The sequence below is a fragment of the Jiella marina genome (assembly GCF_024359545.1).
In the GTDB taxonomy this organism is placed as follows: domain Bacteria; phylum Pseudomonadota; class Alphaproteobacteria; order Rhizobiales; family Rhizobiaceae; genus Jiella.
The window spans coordinates 388,237-406,356 of record NZ_JAKQZG010000003.1 but is presented as its reverse complement, the minus strand read 5'-3'; the positions used below and the strand labels follow the sequence as shown (position 1 = coordinate 406,356).

The 18,120-nt window shown below is 62.8% G+C and carries 19 protein-coding genes; 7 read left to right on the top strand and 12 right to left on the bottom strand.

All coding sequences use genetic code 11. The annotated features are described in order from the left end of the window. Positions 1-110 precede the first annotated feature (110 nt). On the bottom strand, positions 111-848 hold the full coding sequence (locus tag MF134_RS08050; RefSeq protein WP_255338908.1) for a phosphodiester glycosidase family protein: 738 nt from the start codon (positions 846-848) through the stop codon (positions 111-113). A 234-nt stretch (positions 849-1,082) separates the two neighbouring features. Between MF134_RS08050 and MF134_RS08045 the strand changes: the two genes are divergently transcribed. After that, the gene (locus tag MF134_RS08045) at positions 1,083-2,081 is read left to right on the top strand and encodes a hypothetical protein (RefSeq protein WP_255338907.1); all 999 of its coding nucleotides are present in this window, start codon (positions 1,083-1,085) and stop codon (positions 2,079-2,081) included. A 67-nt stretch (positions 2,082-2,148) separates the two neighbouring features. Here the strand turns inward: MF134_RS08045 and dapD are convergent, their stop codons facing one another. Further along, positions 2,149-3,003 (bottom strand): 2,3,4,5-tetrahydropyridine-2,6-dicarboxylate N-succinyltransferase, encoded by an 855-nt coding sequence (gene dapD / locus MF134_RS08040; RefSeq protein WP_255338906.1) that lies wholly within the window; start codon positions 3,001-3,003, stop codon positions 2,149-2,151. Positions 3,004-3,113: 110 nt separating this feature from the next. Here dapD and MF134_RS08035 point away from each other — a divergent pair, with 110 nt between their 5' ends. Next, positions 3,114-3,980 carry an LOG family protein gene (locus MF134_RS08035; protein ID WP_255338905.1) on the top strand — a complete coding sequence of 289 codons (867 nt, stop codon included), beginning with the start codon at positions 3,114-3,116 and terminating at the stop codon, positions 3,978-3,980. 93 nt (positions 3,981-4,073) lie between these two features. Here the strand turns inward: MF134_RS08035 and MF134_RS08030 are convergent, their stop codons facing one another. After that, on the bottom strand, positions 4,074-5,465 hold the full coding sequence (locus MF134_RS08030) for a ChaN family lipoprotein (RefSeq protein ID WP_255338904.1): 1,392 nt from the start codon (positions 5,463-5,465) through the stop codon (positions 4,074-4,076). Positions 5,466-5,937: 472 nt separating this feature from the next. On the opposite strand from MF134_RS08030, the gene ykgO reads away from it, so the two are divergent. The 3 genes from ykgO (at position 5,938) to MF134_RS08015 (ending at position 7,762) form a co-directional block, all read left to right on the top strand. Next, positions 5,938-6,063, top strand: coding sequence for a type B 50S ribosomal protein L36 (gene ykgO / locus MF134_RS08025; protein WP_229154763.1), 126 nt, complete (start codon positions 5,938-5,940; stop codon positions 6,061-6,063). A gap of 149 nt (positions 6,064-6,212) precedes the next feature. Continuing rightward, positions 6,213-6,998, top strand: coding sequence for a tetratricopeptide repeat protein (locus MF134_RS08020; protein ID WP_255338903.1), 786 nt, complete (start codon positions 6,213-6,215; stop codon positions 6,996-6,998). Positions 6,999-7,306: 308 nt separating this feature from the next. Further along, on the top strand, positions 7,307-7,762 hold the full coding sequence (locus MF134_RS08015; protein WP_255338902.1) for a hypothetical protein: 456 nt from the start codon (positions 7,307-7,309) through the stop codon (positions 7,760-7,762). A gap of 141 nt (positions 7,763-7,903) precedes the next feature. Here MF134_RS08015 and pyk read toward each other — a convergent pair whose 3' ends face one another. The 3 genes from pyk to MF134_RS08000 form a co-directional block, all read right to left on the bottom strand. Further along, positions 7,904-9,340 carry a pyruvate kinase gene (gene pyk, locus MF134_RS08010; RefSeq protein WP_255338901.1) on the bottom strand — a complete coding sequence of 479 codons (1,437 nt, stop codon included), beginning with the start codon at positions 9,338-9,340 and terminating at the stop codon, positions 7,904-7,906. Continuing rightward, complete coding sequence (locus MF134_RS08005) at positions 9,337-9,807, bottom strand: DUF1036 domain-containing protein (protein ID WP_457589958.1); 471 nt, start codon at positions 9,805-9,807, stop codon at positions 9,337-9,339. The genes pyk and MF134_RS08005 overlap by 4 nt, the downstream gene beginning before the upstream one ends. A 70-nt stretch (positions 9,808-9,877) precedes the next feature. Further along, positions 9,878-10,822, bottom strand: coding sequence for a DMT family transporter (locus tag MF134_RS08000; protein ID WP_255338900.1), 945 nt, complete (start codon positions 10,820-10,822; stop codon positions 9,878-9,880). 275 nt (positions 10,823-11,097) lie between these two features. On the opposite strand from MF134_RS08000, the gene MF134_RS07995 reads away from it, so the two are divergent. Together MF134_RS07995 and MF134_RS07990 are read left to right on the top strand one after the other, a co-directional pair. Next, positions 11,098-11,415, top strand: a complete 318-nt coding sequence (locus tag MF134_RS07995; RefSeq protein WP_255338899.1) for a DUF1244 domain-containing protein — start codon at positions 11,098-11,100, stop codon at positions 11,413-11,415. A gap of 229 nt (positions 11,416-11,644) precedes the next feature. Beyond that, entirely contained in the window at positions 11,645-11,908 is a 264-nt protein-coding gene (locus tag MF134_RS07990) for a DUF2312 domain-containing protein (protein WP_255338898.1), read from the top strand. A 129-nt stretch (positions 11,909-12,037) separates the two neighbouring features. Here MF134_RS07990 and MF134_RS07985 read toward each other — a convergent pair whose 3' ends face one another. The 6 genes from MF134_RS07985 to MF134_RS07960 form a co-directional block, all read right to left on the bottom strand. Beyond that, positions 12,038-13,411: an aspartate aminotransferase family protein gene (locus MF134_RS07985; RefSeq protein ID WP_255338897.1), complete on the bottom strand. Its 1,374-nt coding sequence runs from the start codon at positions 13,409-13,411 to the stop codon at positions 12,038-12,040. A 226-nt stretch (positions 13,412-13,637) separates the two neighbouring features. Further along, on the bottom strand, positions 13,638-14,129 hold the full coding sequence (locus MF134_RS07980; protein ID WP_255338896.1) for an Lrp/AsnC family transcriptional regulator: 492 nt from the start codon (positions 14,127-14,129) through the stop codon (positions 13,638-13,640). A gap of 119 nt (positions 14,130-14,248) precedes the next feature. Then, positions 14,249-14,689 carry a universal stress protein gene (locus MF134_RS07975; protein WP_255338895.1) on the bottom strand — a complete coding sequence of 147 codons (441 nt, stop codon included), beginning with the start codon at positions 14,687-14,689 and terminating at the stop codon, positions 14,249-14,251. Positions 14,690-14,730: 41 nt separating this feature from the next. Further along, on the bottom strand, positions 14,731-16,008 hold the full coding sequence (locus MF134_RS07970; RefSeq protein ID WP_255338894.1) for a TRAP transporter large permease: 1,278 nt from the start codon (positions 16,006-16,008) through the stop codon (positions 14,731-14,733). 45 nt (positions 16,009-16,053) lie between these two features. After that, the gene (locus MF134_RS07965) at positions 16,054-16,713 is read right to left on the bottom strand and encodes a TRAP transporter small permease (protein ID WP_255338893.1); all 660 of its coding nucleotides are present in this window, start codon (positions 16,711-16,713) and stop codon (positions 16,054-16,056) included. Positions 16,714-16,904: 191 nt separating this feature from the next. Continuing rightward, positions 16,905-18,026: a TRAP transporter substrate-binding protein gene (locus MF134_RS07960; RefSeq protein WP_255338892.1), complete on the bottom strand. Its 1,122-nt coding sequence runs from the start codon at positions 18,024-18,026 to the stop codon at positions 16,905-16,907. Between the last annotated feature and the right edge of the window lie 94 nt (positions 18,027-18,120).

Here is an 18,120-nt window from a genome sequence, read left to right as displayed (position 1 = left end):
TTGAGCGCGCGAGGCATGGAACTCGGCTCAAGGCCGGGAAGACGCATGCGACAGGGATATCGGCCTACCCGTCGGCCCCGGCATTGCCTGCCAAAACCCAAGACAGCTCGCTATTCCGCCCCCTGATCCCGATCCGTCACCACCAGCATCGGGCCGAGCCGATCCTGGCGATAGTCGATGCCACCTGCGGGATAATAGAGGCTCGACACTTTGCCGTCGAAGAACAAGGCATCCCGGCAATCCAGCCGATCGCGGAAGAAGACTGCAAAGTCCCAGAAATTGACCGGCTTGCGCGACAGGACCAGTGTCACCGTCCGGCCCTCGTCGCGGGCGCAGACGCCGTTTCGCACGAAGCGGCTGTCGGACCCATCGATGAAACGCGGATGGAGTTCGCCGTCGATCAGAAGCATCGGCCCGGACTGGGTGGCGAGTTCCGGCTTGTGCCCCTCGTCGAGATAGCACTGCGACTCCCGCACGTGGGCGCGGCCGTTCTCGATGTAGAAGACGCCGTTCGGTCGCATGGAATAGTTTCCGGACCCGGTGCCCAGAACTGCCTCGTGGACCATCCGCCCATCCTGCACCGCGAGCCCCACGGGACGGCGATCCTCGTGATACATGCCGGCGTTCATGATGAGCCGGGCTTCACGTCCGCCCAGGCTCTCCCGCACGGCCGCAAAGGTCTGATAGGACTTGCCCGATTCGTCCACCGCCCGCAATGAGACCGCATGGCGGTCGAGCGGCACGTCACAGACAATGTACTCCACCCCGGCCATTTCCTCGGTGCGGCAAAGGCCGGTGTGGCTCTCGGACAACTCCGGAGTCTGCTGAAGCCAACTGAACAGTCCCACTGTAACCGCCAGTGTAGATTTCAAAGCTGCCAGTGGAAGCATAACCCAGCCTATCGCTACGGACCAACTTGCACACGTAACAAACTTCTCGCTCTCGGGGCAGTGCGCGGCCAATCCACTCCGTCCGCGCAAACCTCTTTCGCTTACCCATATACGGTCAGTGATTAAATTTTGGATTGCAATCTCAACCTAGACGAGCTTATGATATATAACGCTGAGTAAGGTTGCTGTGCGATGTCCCAATCCACCGTAAGTTCGATCATCGAGAACGAGAAAGATTCCCGCGGCGTCGAAATTATCTGTGTCTACAACCGCAACCCTCCCAAATACGCTGTATATCGAGCTGCCGATCAGGTAATGGTCCAGTTTGCTGATGATACGGAGTTGGATAAAGACGGTGAAAAAATCAACTCTCAACAGAGACAAGCGCTCTTGCCTCTCATGCCGATCCGCGGCGAGATCAATGGCCTGATCGATGGCTGGCGTAACAACTCGACCGAAAACTTAGACGACAACTCCAAATCTAAACGCAGAAAAACAATCAGAAAGAGTAAGGCGCAGGCCCTCGCGAAGCTCTTTGATCGACGAACAGCCGACGCACTTGTGTTAGCGCTAGAGGGCGACATTGAGCGTGCAACTGCGTTGCTTGAAGGTTTAAAGGAGGATGTGAGCGACGAGCGACGTTCGGTGGCCAAAGTACAATATTTGAGCTGGGCTCTTCTTAGCGCCTTCGTCTTGATCTATCTATCGCTGATTATCCCGCTCCTATTTCTGCTTGCGGCGCATCTCAACAATTCAGACACAGCAATGGCCGTTTTCAGCGAGATGCAACTCTCTACCGCAGTCACTTTTGGCGTATTGGGAGCATTGTTTTCAATTGCACTCGACATACGAAACAAAAGCATCACAACTGACTTCAAGAAACGGGACAATATTGCCGACGCGGTTCTGCGAACCACAGTTGGCGCACTGTCGGCGATCATTCTATTTTCATTGCTGAAGAGCGGAATCTTTGGGCTAAGAATTAACAATAACGAGATCGCACTTGCGCCTGGTTCGAATAAACTCTCTCACACTGCCATTATTATCGCTTTTCTTGCAGGGTTCTCCGAGCGCCTAGTAGGCGGCGTTCTCTCCAAGATCGAAAACAGCGTCAGCAATTCGAAGGATGCACGGGAAAACCGCGGGACTAACAGCCAACAGACGACGACATCGGGCATATCAGGCAGCTGATAGGGACACCGAGCGGACAGCTCTCGAGAGAGTACCGCCCGTTCGGCGCTAAATTCGAGCTCAGACTTTAACTCCGCAGCAGCTCGTTGATCGAGGTCTTCGAGCGGGTCTTCTCGTCGACGCGCTTGACGATCACGGCGCAGTAGAGGTTCGGCCCCGGCGCGCCGTTGGCCATCGGCTTGCCCGGCATCGAACCCGCGACGACCACCGAATAGGGCGGTACTTCGCCGTAGGAGACCTCGCCGGTGGTCCGGTCGACGATCTTGGTGGACTTGCCGATGAAGACACCCATGCCGAGGACGGAGCCTTCGCGCACGATGCAGCCTTCGACCACTTCGGATCGCGCGCCGATGAAGCAGTCGTCCTCGATGATGGTCGGGCCTGCCTGCAGAGGCTCCAGGACGCCGCCGATGCCGACGCCGCCGGACAGGTGCACGTTCTTGCCGATCTGGGCGCAGGAGCCGACCGTCGCCCAGCCGTCGACCATCGAGCCCTCGTCCACATAGGCGCCGAGATTGACGAAGGACGGCATCAGGACGACGTTCCGCCCTATGAAGGAGCCGCGGCGCACGATCGAGCCGGGCACGGCGCGCAGGCCCGCCTCCCGGAAGCGGCTTTCGTCCCAGCCCTTGAACTTCGAGGGAACCTTGTCCCACCAGACCGCGCCGCCCGGCCCGCCCTCGATCAGCGACATGTCGTTCAGCCGGAAGGAGAGAAGTACGGCCTTCTTCAGCCACTGGTGAACAGTCCAGTTTCCGTCGCCGCCGCGGCTCGCCACCCGTGCTTCTCCGGAATCGAGCATTTCAAGCGCGGTTTCGACCGCATCGCGCACCTCGCCGGTGGTCGAAGGCGTCACGCTGTCGCGCTCGTCGAAAGCGCGTTCGATGGTCGATTCGAGAGCGGCGCGGTCGGGCGCGGTCATCGGCAGGCTCCGTTGGATATCTGGGAAACAGGCCGCTTGCCGGCCCTGTCGAAACTGGCGCGGACCCTAGTTGTTGCCTCTCAGAAGGTCAATCGAGGACCGCCGCGCGCATGTCATCCGACGAACATCGCAACAAGCATGGCTGGGACCCCTTCCCGAGCTCGCGCCGGGACCGCGAGGAGGCGGCCGGGCAATATGGCCAGACGCCGCAGACGCGATCGCCCACCTATCGGCTGGCTTTCGACGACGACGATTTCCTGACGCGCGAGGAAACGCGGGGCGTGCGCCTCCAGCTCGAGCTGATGAAGCCGGAGCTTGCCTTTCAGGAAGCCGGTATTCTTTCCACGGTCGTGCTGTTCGGCGGCGCGCGCATCCCGGCGCCCGGACAGGCGGCCTGGGCCGCGAAGAACGAGACCCAGCGCAAGAACCTGGAAGCGAATGCGCATTTCTACGACGAGGCGCGCCGTTTCGCCCAGATCGCGTCGCGGCATTCGGCGACATCGTCCGGCGGCAAGGAATTCGTCATCGTCACGGGCGGCGGACCCGGTGTGATGGAGGCCGGCAATCGCGGCGCGAACGACGTCGGTGCACCGTCGATCTCGCTCAACATCACCTTGCCCCACGAACAGGAGCCGAACCGCTACGCGACGCCGGAGCTGTGCTTCAACTTCCACTATTTCGCGGTCCGCAAGATGCATTTCCTCCTGCGGGCGAAGGCGATGGCGATCTTCCCCGGCGGCTTCGGGACGATGGACGAGTTGTTCGAGGCGCTGACGCTCATCCAGACGCGGCGGATGCAGAGAATTCCCGTCATCCTCTTCGGCGCGCGTTTCTGGAAGCGGGTTTTGAACCTGAACGTCCTGGCGGAAGAAGGCACGATCGCACCGGAAGATCTCGACCTGATCACCTTTACCGAGACCGCCGAGGATGGATGGGAGGCGATTGCCCGGTTCTATGGATTTGCGCCGGGCAAATAGGAGAGGGGGAGGCCCCAGCTCCTGGACCTTCATCCCGCCCTGTAACGAGCGGGATCTCCGATCGAGGCGAGCGCCAAAATCAGGCGCGTCGGATCAATCCGTCGGATTCTGCTCGGCCATGCGCTCGCGCAGCTCGGCGCAATGGTCGGTCAGGTCGCCACGGGGGGTGAAGATCGTGAAGTCGAAGGGCGCCGGCGCTTCGGAGCGCAGGCCGTAGTCCGACGGCTGCTCCTCGTTCTCCGCAACTTCCAGCATCTGAACCGAGATCGAACCCGACTGCGGATCCGTCTCGTTCAGGATCGACGGCACGGCCCGATCGTTCCGCACATGGCCCGAACCGGCGATGAGAACTGCCTTGTCGGTGGTTTCCGCCGCCTCGAGCATGGCCGCGGCAAGCGCTCCGTCCCGGGCGCGCTGCGCACCGACCATGGGCGCGATCGCAACGTCTGGCATCAGGCCGCAATGGGCCTGGCGGACGGTCTCGGCCATGGCGTCGAGAATCGCCGGATCGGCGGGGCGATCGAGCGACAGCCGCTCACGCTCGGCCCGTGACAGGCTTTCGAGGCCATCGCGCACGATGGCGCGGACGGCTTCGGCGTCCAGATTGCCTGGGCGAACGGCGATGCCTTCGCGCTTGGCCGTCTCGAACAATGGCCGGTACATGGAGTAATCCGGCCAGCCGCGCTCGGCCCATTCCAGTCGCTGGCCGAGCCCGTCCAGATCGACCGAATTGGCGCGTCCGGTTCCAAATCCCGCGACCGCTTCGCCGAGATTCTGCGGAATCATCTCGAAGACGAGCGACATGGTGACGCTGGCATCGGCGGCGAGATCGTCGACGATGTCTGCCTGCAGGCGATGATGATCCGGATTGTCGTGCGTCTCGCCCAGGAGGACGTAACGCGCAGCTTTCGCCGCGCCGATCAGCGACGCCGCGTCGGTCTGCCGCCCATCGCCGTGAAAGATGCCGCCGACCAGGGGGTTGTCAGCATAAAAGCGGGACTGCCAGGCCGGCTTTTCAGCATCGAGAAGCCGTGTTGCCAGCGGCGTTGTCTCGAAAGGCCGTTCGGCTGCGCCCATCTCGCTGGCCGCCTTGTTGCCGGCTTCTGCGACTCTCTTCAGAAGAGCGCTGGCGTTCTCTTTCGACGAAGTCTGGGGGAAGTCGTCTGCCGGAGCAAAACCGGCCGCAGAGGCCGGCATCGCATCCTGTTCGACGGCGACCGACGCGACGATCTGCCTGTCGATTGCGGGCAGATCGGCGAAAGGCTCGACCGTCGAGACGCGAACCTCTTCGAAATCGGCGTCGACATCCTTCTTGCGATAACCGAGCGAGACCCGATCGGAAGGGCGCGGGGGCACAAATTCTGCCTTTTCGGCCGCATCCGGTACGTCCTGTTCCGGCGTCGCGACAACGCCGTCGGCCACCGCATAGCCCAGACCTGCCAGGACGGTTACCACTGACGGGATCACCCAGTCGCGTCGTTTCAAAACGATTGCCCCCAGTCTTGCTTCCATGAGCGATCGAACCGATTCCCCAATCGATCCGCCCCCTTGTAGCCACCAAGCTGACGCCAGCTTGTGGCAAAACTATTGCAAAATGCCCTCATGGTCGAATTTTATCGCACGCGCTTCCATCGCGACAGCCTGGAGTAAGCCTCGGTCGCAGGCATCGTGGTGACGGCAGCGCGTCACGCCGGAATATCATCGGCGATTCTCTGCCAGTCATATTCGCATTGTCCAGGCGCATTCAGGCCGTCCAGGCCTGTCCGTAGCGTCTCGACATCCGCGTGGCATGATCGAAATTCCCCGTTCATCCGAGCCGGCGCGGCGAATTGACAATGCGGCAAAGCCTCGTTATCTGCGGCGCATCATCATTTGACGTGCCCGCGATGGCGCGTCGCCAACCTTGTGCGGCGGAACGGAAGGACCCGATCGTCGCGACGATCGATCCGGTGAAGTCATGAAGATCAAGAATTCCCTGAAAGCACTCAAGTCCCGTCACCGTGCGAACCGCATGGTTCGGCGCAAGGGCCGCATCTACATCATCAACAAGCAGGCGCCCCGCTTCAAGGCGCGCCAAGGCTGAAGCTTCGGCTTCGGACTGCCGTCGAGCAGTTTGCGCGAAACGCTTAAAAAACCTGTCGGGCGATCACCCTCCCCGGCAGGTTTTTTGCGTCTTGGCCTCACGTGAATGGTGAATTGACACCCTTCAGGCGATCGGGGAATCTCCTCCCCATGCGTATCGCGACATCCATGAGCCTCGCGCTCCTCATCAGCTTCGGAACCGTTGCCGCCGTCCCCGCGCAGGAAGCGGCACCTCCGGCCCCGGAACTCGCTCCGGATGTCGATGACGGCATGCCGGGCGACGACACGACGCCAGGCGACTCGCCGCCCATGGTGATCCCCGCCCCTGACGCAGAGCCCGAGACCTCCCCGGACGCTTTCGGCAGCGCTCCCTCCCCTGACGACGAGGCGATCGACGATTCGCCGATGGATCAGGCCCAGGAGGATGAGGAGGTCGATCGATCGAAGGAGACAAGAGCGGAGAGGATCGATCGGCTGTTTTCGGAATTGCGCCAGGAAGCCGACCCGCAGAAGGCGCGCCGCATCGCCTCGCGCATCGAGCGCACATGGCGGCGTTCCGGCAGCGCGACGATCGACCTTCTGATGCAGCGCGCCGCCAAAGCGATGTCCGAGAAGAAGAACGTCGCGGCTCTCGACCTGCTCGACCAGGCGCTCGTTCTCAAGCCGGACTATGCAGAGGCCTGGAACCGCCGGGCGACTCTGAACTTCGGCATGGATCGCTGGGGCAAATCGCTGGCCGATATCGAACAGACGCTCGCCCGCGAACCGCGCCACTGGGGGGCGCTGATGGGCCTTGCCATGATTCTGCAACGGCTCGACGAGGACCAGAAGGCGCTGGAGACCTACATGCGTGTCCTGGAGGTCTATCCGGCCCTCAAATCCGCCCAGGATGCGGTGGGCAAGCTCTCCGAGGAACTGACAGGTCCAGCCATCTGACGAGTGCTTTGTGGCGCCGCCGGCGGTTTCACGGAGAGGGCACCGGCGTGTGATCGCGCCTCAGACCGATCCGTGTCGGCCAACTCGAAGCCTCGGCTTCTCCCCCGTGCCGATTGCCCCTTTTGCCCCGCGAATACGATATGATTGCCGACGAACCAAAGCAGATGATAATTGCCAAGCTAAGCGCTCGTAATGTTTCGGCAACATTCGTTCAGGAACGTCTCCCCACCCTCATGGTTATCTTTGCGAAGTCACGCGGCAGAGGCGTGACCAGCAAGTAGATTATAAATTCCTGAGGAGGAAATCCGATGAAAAAGACGATTCTCGCGACCACGATGCTTGCATTCACTGCCGCACCTGCCTTTGCGCAATCGGATAACAACACGGACGCGGCGACGAATGAGACCGCGACCAACCAGTCCTCGTCGCAGTCCAGCATGTCCACCGAAGACATGGTGGCTTCGCAGAACAAAGTTCTGAGCGCGCTCAAGAGCGCCGGCTATTCCGACGCCGCGATCATGGATGCCGCCTATCTGGTCAGCGCGACCACGCCCGACGGCGAGCGCGTCATCATGATGATCGACACTCAGGGCCGCGTCATGGGCGCTTCCAGCCAGAATGGCGCAGCCGCCGCCGGATCGGGTGATGCCGCGAATTCGGGCAACTCCGACATGTCCGGTTCCAACAACTCGAATATGTCCGGTTCCGATGACTCGGACATGGAGGATAGCGACATGGACGACTCGGAGTCCTCGGCGCAGTAATTCCGCTACAGCTCTCAGGCGGTGCGCAAAGCGCATCACATAGAAAAGAACCCGGCCTCGGTGCTCCCGACGCCGGGTTTTTCTTGTGCCGTTTGGCGAAGGCAAAGCGCCGGGTGGGTGTCACCGCCGCACCCTATCCGCTCAAACCGCCGACAGCCCGTCCGAGCCGATATAGGCGATACGCAGCATGTTGGTCGCGCCGGGCGTGCGGAGCGGCACGCCTGCGGTGACGATGATGCGGTCGCCCGCCCGGCCGTACTTCTCCTCGACACTGATGCGGCAGGCCCGGTCGACCATGTCGTCGAGATCCTGTGCGTCTTCGGTGATGACGCAGTGCAGCCCCCAGACGAGCGACAGTCGCCGAGCCGTCTGCGTGACTGGACAAAGGGCGAGGATCGCGATCTGCGGCCGTTCGCGGGCCGTGCGCAGGCCCGTCGTACCCGTCGCGGTATAGGTGACGATCGCGGAAACGCCGAGTGTCTCGGCCATCTGCCGTGCCGCGAGCGAGACCGCGTCGGCCCCGGTCGCCTCCGGTTCGGGACGCTGGGCGAAGATGATGCCGGGATAGAGCGGGTCCTTCTCGACGCGCTGGGCGATGCGGTCCATCGTCGCCACCGCGTCGATCGGATATTGCCCTGCGGCCGATTCCGCCGACAGCATGATCGCGTCGGCGCCTTCATAGACGGCGATCGACACGTCGGAGACTTCAGCGCGGGTGGGCACCGGCGCCGAAATCATCGATTCCAGCATCTGGGTCGCCACGACCACGGGTTTGCCGGCCCGGCGACAGGCACGGGTGATGCGCTTCTGAATGCCGGGAACCGCTTCCAGCGGCAGTTCGACGCCCAGATCGCCGCGCGCGACCATGATCGCGTCGGACAGTTCGATGATCTCGTCGAGGCGATCCACGGCCTGCGGCTTTTCGACCTTGGCCAGCAGCCATGCCCGCCCGCGAGCGATCTTGCGCGCCTCGGCGAGGTCGTCCGGCCGCTGGATGAAGGACAGTGCCACCCAATCGACGTCGGCAGCGAGCACGGCGTCGAGATCGGCGCGATCCTTGTCGGTCAGCGCGCCCACCTGCAGGGTCGTGTCGGGCAGGCTGACGCCCTTGCGGTCGGAAATCGTGTCGCCGGCGACGACCTTGCACTCGATCCGCGTCTTGTCGGTCGCCACGCATTCGAGCTGCAGTCGCCCGTCATCGATCAGGAGACGGTGACCGACTTCGACCGCTTCGAGGATTTCGGGATGCGGCAGGTACACGCGCTCCGCATTGCCGGGTTCGGGATTGTCGTCGAGGGTGAAGGTCTGGCCGATCTTGAGCGAGACCTTGCCTTCCGCGAAACGGCCGACCCTGAGCTTCGGTCCCTGCAGATCGGCGAGGATCCCGATCGGACGGCCGACATCCGCCTCGACCTTGCGGATCCGCGCGACAAGCGTGCGCATCAGGTCGTGATCGGCATGGCTCATATTGATCCGGAAGACATCCGCGCCCGCCTCGTGCAGGCTCCGGATCATCTCTTCCGACGAGGAGGCCGGCCCCAACGTCGCCAGGATCTTGACCCTGCGATTTCGCTTCATTCTGTCCCCGATTCCGTCCGTGGTGCTTCGGTCAGCTGGACCATCCAACTTGCCTGTTCGCCCGTGTCGTATTCACGAAAGCCCATGCGCTGATAGCCGCGCTTCAGGCATTCCTCGACACCGGTGATCTTGAATTCGTTCTCCGCGATGCAGAGGTTGATCGGCCCGGCCCAGCGGCTGCGGCCATCCGCGTCCTCGGCATAAAGATAGTAAAATCGGGAGGACAGCGGCCCTTCGATGATCGACTTGCAGGTCGTCGCCGGGATGCGCCACCAGCCTTCCGTCGTCCAGCCCGCCTCGGCGCGATAGCCGATCGCGACCCCGACCAGCGACTGGGTGCCGTTACAGACCCGGAAATCGGCCTTCGCCGATGTCGCCGACAACATCGGCATCACGACCATTGCCGCGGCGATGGCCAGCGCGCGACCCACCCAAAGCTTCGTTCTCCTCGAACCGCTGAACTTCATTTGGCCGTTCCCGATAGTATCCCGAACATCGATCCTCAGTTCCGTAGTCTTCGCACAGCTTCGAATCGAGTCAACGAGCACCCGGCGTATCGCATGAGGCGTCGTTCATTTGCGTGACACCCGCGGCTTCGCGTTTCGGGCGGGCGATGAAGATTCCAACAAGGATCAGACAACCACCGAGAACTTGCGAGAGGCCGACCGCCTCCCCTGCGAATATCCACCCGAACAACGCGGCCGCGACAGCTTCCACGAAAATGACGAGGGAAGAGAAGGAGGCCGATAACACACCGAGCGCAACTGATAGAAGCCCCTGCCCGCCCGCATGGCTGACAAGGCCGAGCGCCGCGAGATTGAGCGCGCCGGACGTCGTGTCGGGCAGGAGCGCATTGCCGGAGAGAATTGCGGCCACGAACAGAACGGCCGCGGTGACGATCGTCAGGAAAAAGGTCGTGGTGCCGGCGCTGAGGCCGCGGCGGGCCTCCCGCACCGCGAGGAAATAGAGACCGAAGAAGAGCGAGGTCGTCAGCCCGTAGGCATCCCCCAGCATCGTCCCTCCGCCCCACCCCGAATGCAGGACCAGAAGCGCCGCCCCCGGCAGGCACAGTGCCAAGCCCTTGAGCGTGCGCCGCGAGACCGCCTCGCCGATCGTCAGGCGCGACAGGAGCGCCACCCAGATCGGCGCAAGACAGGCGAAGAAGGTCGCATTGGCGATCGAGGTGTGGACGATCGCCAGATGCCAGAAGATCAGGTCGCCGGCAAAGAATGCCCCCGCCAGGAAGACGGCCTTCGGATTGATCCGTGGCGACGCGACTTCCCGTCGGTCGCGTCGCAAACGTCTCTGGCGTCGCATCTCGAAGGCGGCCCAAAGAAAGAGCAGCGGGAGCGAGCCGAAGGCGCGCCAGAAGGCGCTGGCGAACGGTCCGACCTCTGCGTTGCGCACGAAGACCGGCGAAATCGCCATGGCCATCGCGCCCAGCACGAGAAGCGCCAGCGCCGTGCCGGCCGAAATTGCCACGACAGCCGCGCCGGGCGCAGAGGCTTGCGGCGTCGACAGCGCGACATCAACGCGGCAGGTTAGGCCTTCGGAAGGCTCGGCGGACACGACAAACCCATGTGGGAGAAGATCTTCTCCTTGAAGCCATAGGCGCAAACACGGAACGGCGCAAAGTCTTCCTCGCCGCAGGACAAACGCGCAGCCAAGGACATGGCGGCCACGATCCGGGCTTGATGCAGCGCCCGAGCGGTTCGATATCCGCCCTGAGACCAAACGAGCCAGGAGAGCGAAGACCCATGACGAACATCAGCGACGAACAGCGCCAGGCTCTCGAGGCCGCGGCATTTCGCCGGCTGCGCGACCATTTGCGCGAGCGCACGGACGTTCAGAACATCGATCTGATGAATATGGCCGGCTTCTGCCGCAACTGCCTGTCCAACTGGTATCGCGAGGCGGCCGAGAACGAAGGGATCGACCTCCAAAAAGAAGAAGCGCGGGAGATCGTCTACGGCATGCCCTATCAAGAATGGCGCGAGAAATACCAGCGTGAGGCCTCACCGCAGGCCCAGGCAGCCTTCGCCGATGCCAATCCCGGTGGCAAGACGGGCCATTGAGGACGATACGGCCAGGCCTCGGCGAGGACGGATCGGCGATCGCTCCGGGGCCTCACCATGGTAACGAAAGCCTTACGAAAGACCGTTAAATCCGAGGACGGCAACCCCGGAACGCCGCAAGCCTGAATGAGGGCCCAGCGGCGCTCCGGACCCTTGATCTGGCGCAGATCCCGAAAGCGAAGCGATGTCGCCGCATTCGGAGAATGCCCTTGGACGGAGTTTTCAAAGAATGTCTGACGTGAACGGTGTCGCGCAGGACCAGCTGCGTTCCTTCGTCGAGCGCATCGAGCGCCTTGAGGAAGAAAAGAAGACGATTTCCGATGACATCAAGGACGTCTACGCCGAAGCCAAGGGCAACGGCTTCGACACCAAGGTGCTGCGCAAGGTGATCAGCCTGCGCAAGCAGGATCAGAACGAGCGCCAGGAGCAGGAGGCGATTCTCGACCTCTATTTGCAGGCGCTCGGCATGGGGCCGAGCCTCCAGACCGACTGACCGGCTCCAGCCGCGTTTATAAAAAAAGGCCGGTCTATCGCCGGCCTTTTTTCGTTTTTGTCGTGTCGCGGGCCACCGGACGCCGGATTGCGCCCCGCCGGTCCCGCGAAGCGCGGGCCAAGACGAAGTCTAACCGAGGACCGAGCGCGCTGCGTCCACCGACGCTTCGACCACGCGATCGGCTTCCGCCTTGGTCAGGCAGAAGGGCGGCGCGAAGCCGAGGATGTCGCCCTGCGGCATGGCGCGGCCCAACACGCCACGTTCGGCGAGCGCGGCCGCGATCCGCGGGCCCACCTTTTCCTCCGCCTCGAAGAACACCCGATCGTCCCGGTCCCGCACGAATTCGACGGCGGCAAGCAGACCGTCGCCGCGGACCTCGCCGACATGGGGCTGATTGGAAAACGCTTCGTGGAGATTGGCGCGGAAATAGGTGCCGACCTCGCGCACGTTCGAAATGAGATCGAGTTTGTCGATCAGTTCGAGATTGGCGACGCCCGCCGCAGCGCAGAGCGGATGGGCGGAATAGGTCCAGCCATGGCCGAGCGAGCCGAACGTGTCCGAGCCCTCGACCAGAACATCCCACATGCTCTTCGCGACGATCGTGCCCGACAGCGGGGTGTAGGCGGAGGTGAGCCCCTTGGCGATGGTGATCAGGTCGGGCTTCATGCCGTAGTGCTCGGACCCGAACATCGAACCGAGGCGGCCGAATCCGGTCACCACCTCGTCGGCGACGAGCAGGATGTCGTATTTCTTGAGAACCGCCTGGATCTTCTCCCAATAGGTCGCAGGCGGCGGCACGATCCCGCCGGTGCCGAGAATCGGCTCGCCGATGAAGGCGGCGACCGTCTCAGGCCCCTCCTCCAAGATCATCTCTTCCAGCTTCTCCGCGCACCAGGTCGCAAACTCCTCCTCGCTCTGGTCGCGATTCGGACGGCGGAAATAATAGGGCGCCTCGGTGTGAAGGATCGGCGCGCGCGGCAGGTCGAACTGATCGTGGAAGAGCTTCAGCCCGGTCAGCGACCCGGTCATCACGCCCGAACCGTGATAGCCGCGCCAGCGCGAGATGATCTTCTTCTTCTCCGGCCGGCCGCGGACGTTGTTGTAGTACCAGATGAGCTTGATGTTGGTCTCGTTGGCGTCCGAGCCCGACAGTCCGAAATAGACGCGGCTCATGTGATCCGGCGCCCGGTCGACGATCATCTTGGCAAGCTGGATCGACGGCTCGGAGCCGTGCCCGACATAGGCGTGGTAGTACGGCAGCTTGCGGGCCTGGTCGGCGATCGCCTCGGCGATCTCCTGGCGGCCATAGCCGACATTCACGCAATACAATCCGGCAAAGGCGTCCAGGCTTTCGCGGCCATCCCGGTCGACGATGGTCGAGCCGCTTCCACCCGTCACGATCCGCGCCGGCGATTCGCCGCGCGCGTGGGTCCCCATATGGGTCGAGGGATGGAAGAAATGGTCGCGGTCGAACGCGTTGAGTTCGTTGTTCGTGTCCAGCATGTCGGAGCCTGTTCGGAAGAGCGTGAGTTTCGGCCCGGCCCTGCGAAAGCGGGCGGCGAATGTCAGGGATTGGGTGCAGTCTATCGATTCCAGGCCCGAATTGCCGGCTGTTTATCCGGCCTCGAACCGAGAAAGCCTCTCCCGATCGCAGCACTTGGCGAAGCATCGTCGCTGCCGCTGCGACCGCCCGAATTCCGGGCGGCATCCTGAATGACCGATCGGGACTTCAGCGGGTCTCCGCGATCATGTCGATCGGGATGACGGATTTCTTCGTCGCCTTGATCGCCGGGTAGCTGAAGTAACGCTTCACCCCGGCCCCGCCGTTCAGCAGGCGCTCGATGATTTCCTGAAAGGTCGACAGATCGCGGGTGACGAACTTGCAGAGATAGTCGTAGCCGCCGGAGATCGACCAGCACTCCACCACTTCCGGGGTCGAATCGATGGCCGCCTCGAAAGCCGTGAAATCCTCCGCCCGATGGCTCTCGATCTCGATCATCACGAAGATGACCGTCATCGGACCATAGACGCTGTCGGCGATCTTCGCGCTGTATCCCTCGATGGCCCCGGTCTCCTCGAGCCGGTGCAGGCGTTCCCAGCAGGGCGTGGGCGAGAGGTTCACCCGCTCCGCCAGTGCAGCCTTGGAGATACGACCTTCCGATTGAAGGATCGAGAGAATCTTGATGTCGCGATCGTCGAGTTTGATGCGCCCTGGTGCCATTGCGGCTCCCCGATAAGTCGGCAGAACCGATTCAATAGACCGGCGCCGGCGCATTCGTCCACCACCGATCGGGCGCGTCGTCAACCGCGGTCGGTCGCGGAGAGACGATGGAGCGTCGCTCATCGCACCACCAGGCAGGGAATGTCGGCGAGCGAGGCGACCTTGTGGGAGACGGAGCCGAGGAGGAATCCCTCGACGTCGCCATTGCCGCGAGCCCCGAGTACGATGAGGTCCGCCTTGTGATCCTTGGCGAACTCGACGATGGCGCGCGAGGGGTTTCCGCGCTTCGCATAGGCATGGGCGTCCGCGACGCCCGCGCTCAGGGCGCGGTCCTTGGCGGTGGCCGCAATCTCGCTCGCATAGGCCTTCAAGGCATCGTCCGGCCGGTCGGGCGTCCGCGCCCGGACCATGGACAGCGAGGCTTCAAGCGGCGAGTGGTGGCGATAGACGCAAAGCGTCATCAGCTCGGCGCCGAAGGTCTTCGCAAGGCCGATGGCGGTATCGAGAGCCCGTGTCGCCATTTTCGAGCCGTCGACGGGCACGAGTATCCTCTTGTACATCGAAATCCCCCTTCAAACTCCCGATGGACTTTCCAGCCGGATCAACGGAACGCCAGATCCCGCAGGAACAGCGCGATTTGCGGGAAGACGATCAGGGCCGCGCTGATCGCCAAAAGGATGACGACGAAGGGCGGCGTTCCGCGGATCACCTCGATATACGGCCGCTTGAAGATCGCGATCGCCGTGAAGATGTCGCAGCCGAAGGGTGGCGTGGCGGAGCCGATCGCCACCTGCAGCGTGATGATCGTGCCGACCAGCACCGGGTCGATGCCGAGCCCGTCGACCAGCGGCGTGAAGATCGGCACCAGAACTAGGATGACGACGATCGGATCGACGAACATGCAACCGACGAAGAAGGCGATCGAGATCGCAATCAGCACCGTGTAGGGTCCGGCTTCCGCCAGACCGAGAGCGCCCAGGATCATCTGCGGGATCTGTTCGAAGGAGATCACCCAGGAAAACGCCGCGCCGGCCGCGACGAGGATGAAGACGACCGCCGTGATCAGGCCTGTGGATTTGGCGATCTCGAAAATGTCCGAGAGCTTCAGCGACCGGAAGATCAGCATTTCGAGGACGAGCGCATAGCCGACGCAGACCGAGGCCGCCTCGGTCGGGCTGAAGATGCCGCCATAGATGCCGCCGACGACGATCGCGGGAAAGCCGAGCGGCCAGATCGCGCCAAGAACCGCCCGGCCGCGCTCGTTCCACGAGGATTTCGGCTCGGTCGGAATGTCGTTCATCCGGGCGTAGATGTAGGCGTAGATCGAGAACGCGATGAGGATCAGGATCCCGGGCCCGACACCGGCGATGAAGAGCTCCGAGATCGAGGTGCCGGAGATCACGCCGTAGATGATCATCGCGATCGAGGGCGGAATCAGCATGGCGATGTCGGAGGAATTGACGATCAGCGCCAGCGTGAAACTGTCCTTGTAGCCCGACTGCAGCATGCGCGGCCTGAGCGGCCCGCCGATCGCGACGACCGTCGCCTGGGTCGAGCCGGACACGGCGCCGAACAGCGTGCAACTCGCGGCCGTCGCGACACCGAGCCCGCCGCGCACATGGCCGACGAAGCGCATCACCATGTCGATCAGCCGGTCGGCGGACTGACCCTTGGTGATGATGTCGGCGGCCAGGATGAACATCGGCACAGCGATGAGTGCCGCCGGGCGGATGCCGGCCAGCATCTGCTGGATCATGATGTCGGCGGGGATCGGCAGATAGAAGAAAAACGCGATCAGCGTCGCCGCGATCAGCGGGACCATCATCGGAAAGCCGAGAAGGAGAAGCACCACCATGGTGACGATCATTGCGGTTGCCATGGTGTCACCTCCCCTGGCGCGAGACGAAGAACGAGCGAAGAGCCGTCATAGCTGGGTCTCCGTATCCTCGTAGCTGTCGATGACGGAGACCGAGAGATAGACGTCGGGCCGGGTGAGATTGGCGACGGCGGTCAGGACATACTGGATGCCGGTGATGACGAAGCCGATCGGCAGCCAGATCAGCGTGAGGAAGACGGGGATGCGCGTCACCGGGGCGATGCGGCCGGTATTGTAGACGCTCAGCACATAGAGAAGCGAATACCAGGCGAGCACGAACATGGCCGCACCCGTGATCAGCGCGATGACGATCATCAGTGTCTTGCGCGCCTTGTCGGGCAGTTCGTCGTAAATTGCCGACATGCGGATGTGGCGCCCATGGCGCGCGGCAAAGCCGATGCCGGCGAAGGTCACGAGAATGACGAGAAACTGGTTGAGTTCTTCGGAGAAGTACAGGCTCTGCCCGAAGACGAAGCGGCCGATGACGTTGGCGACGGAATTGACCGCCATGATCAGGATACCGGCCGTCAGCACCACCGCTTCGAAGATCGCGACGGCGCGGTCGAGCCAGCCGAGGGGGCGGAGCGCTCCGGTAAAGGCCAGCGGCCTGGCGCTCGCCGGCGCATCCGTCGTCACGCTGGTCTCGGAGGAGGCCTGAGACGGATTGTCGGCATTGGGATTTCGACCGGAAACTTCGGACTTGTTCATCGCCACCCCATCGCTGTGTCGCCCTGGTGAGGGCGGAGTGTCGGGCCGCCGCAAGGGCGACCCGGCATGGCTATCGACGGCAACGAAGCGGCGCCGCGCTCACGGGCGCCGGCCTTCTCCCGTCGTGGACGCCGGATTGTGGCGGCCGGTACGGCGACCGGCCGAAGCATCCCGGCGCAGCAAGCAGGAGATCAGTTGCTGCTGGTCTCGCCCGAATCTTCCATGTCGGAAGAGGATTCGGAAGCCTCCGTCGTTTCGCCGTCGGAGCCGCCGCCGACACGTGCCTTCGAAGCTTCGATATCCTCCTCGAAGCCTTCGAGAACGGCCTGGCCGCTGTCGCCGGTCATCTCGACATATTTCTGCCGGACCTGCTCGGCCGCCTGGCGGAACGGCTCGCGCTGCTCGTCGGTCAGGCGCGTCACCGTGATCGAGGGCTTGGCTTCCTGGATCTTGGCGAGCGCCTCCTCCTCGAGGCCCTTCTGATAGTCGATGATGTAGTCATAGGCCTGATCCGCGGCCTCCTGCACCAACGTCTTGTCCTCTTCGGACAGCCCCTCATAGAAGGAGAGATTCGCAGCGACAGCCGTGGTGAAGGTGTTGTGGCCCGTGAAGGTGATGTAGTCCGTCACCTCGTACATCTTCGTCGATTCGACGAAGAACATCGGGTTTTCCTGGCCCTGGATCATGTTGAGCTGGAGCGCGCCGAACACCTCGCCCCAGGGCAGCGGCGTCGCCGTGGCGCCGAAGGCGTTGTAGGTCTCGACCAGAAGCGGCGTGGTCATGACGCGGAACTTCACCCCGCCGAGATCCTCAGGGCTTTCCACCGGCTCCTTGGTGGTCATCACCACCTCGCCCTCGGGGAACATATCGATCAGCTTGAGCTGCTGGTTCTCGTAGAGCGCCGCCAGATCCTCGTTGATCGTGTCGGACGTCTCGTAGAAGTCGGCGAGGACTTCCGGGTCTTCCGGCAGCGTGTAGGGAAGCAGGAAGACCTGCAGTTCCGGGATCAGGCTGCCGGTGAAGCCGGGGGACAGATCCACGAACTGGATCGCGCCCATCTGGGCGAGTTCGGTCGTGTCGGCGGATTCACCCAGCGTGCCGAACGGAAAGATCGAGACCGTGTGGTCGGAATTCGCCTCGACATATTCCTTGAACTTGGTCGCGTAGACGCCCTGGACCTCGTCGATCGCTTCCTCGATCGCGTATTTCCATTCGGCCGCGGAGGCTGCACCGGCCGAAAGGGCCATCACGGCCGTCGTGGCCAGCGCCGTCGAGAGAATCCGTTTGCGCGTGGTTCCAAAAATGCCAGTCATTTCTTCTGCTCCCTGATGCGTCGGATTGGAATTTCGCCTTTTGAATCATGGCGTCTCGTCGGATCCCGCAGTCGTGGCGCCTCATCCCGCCAAG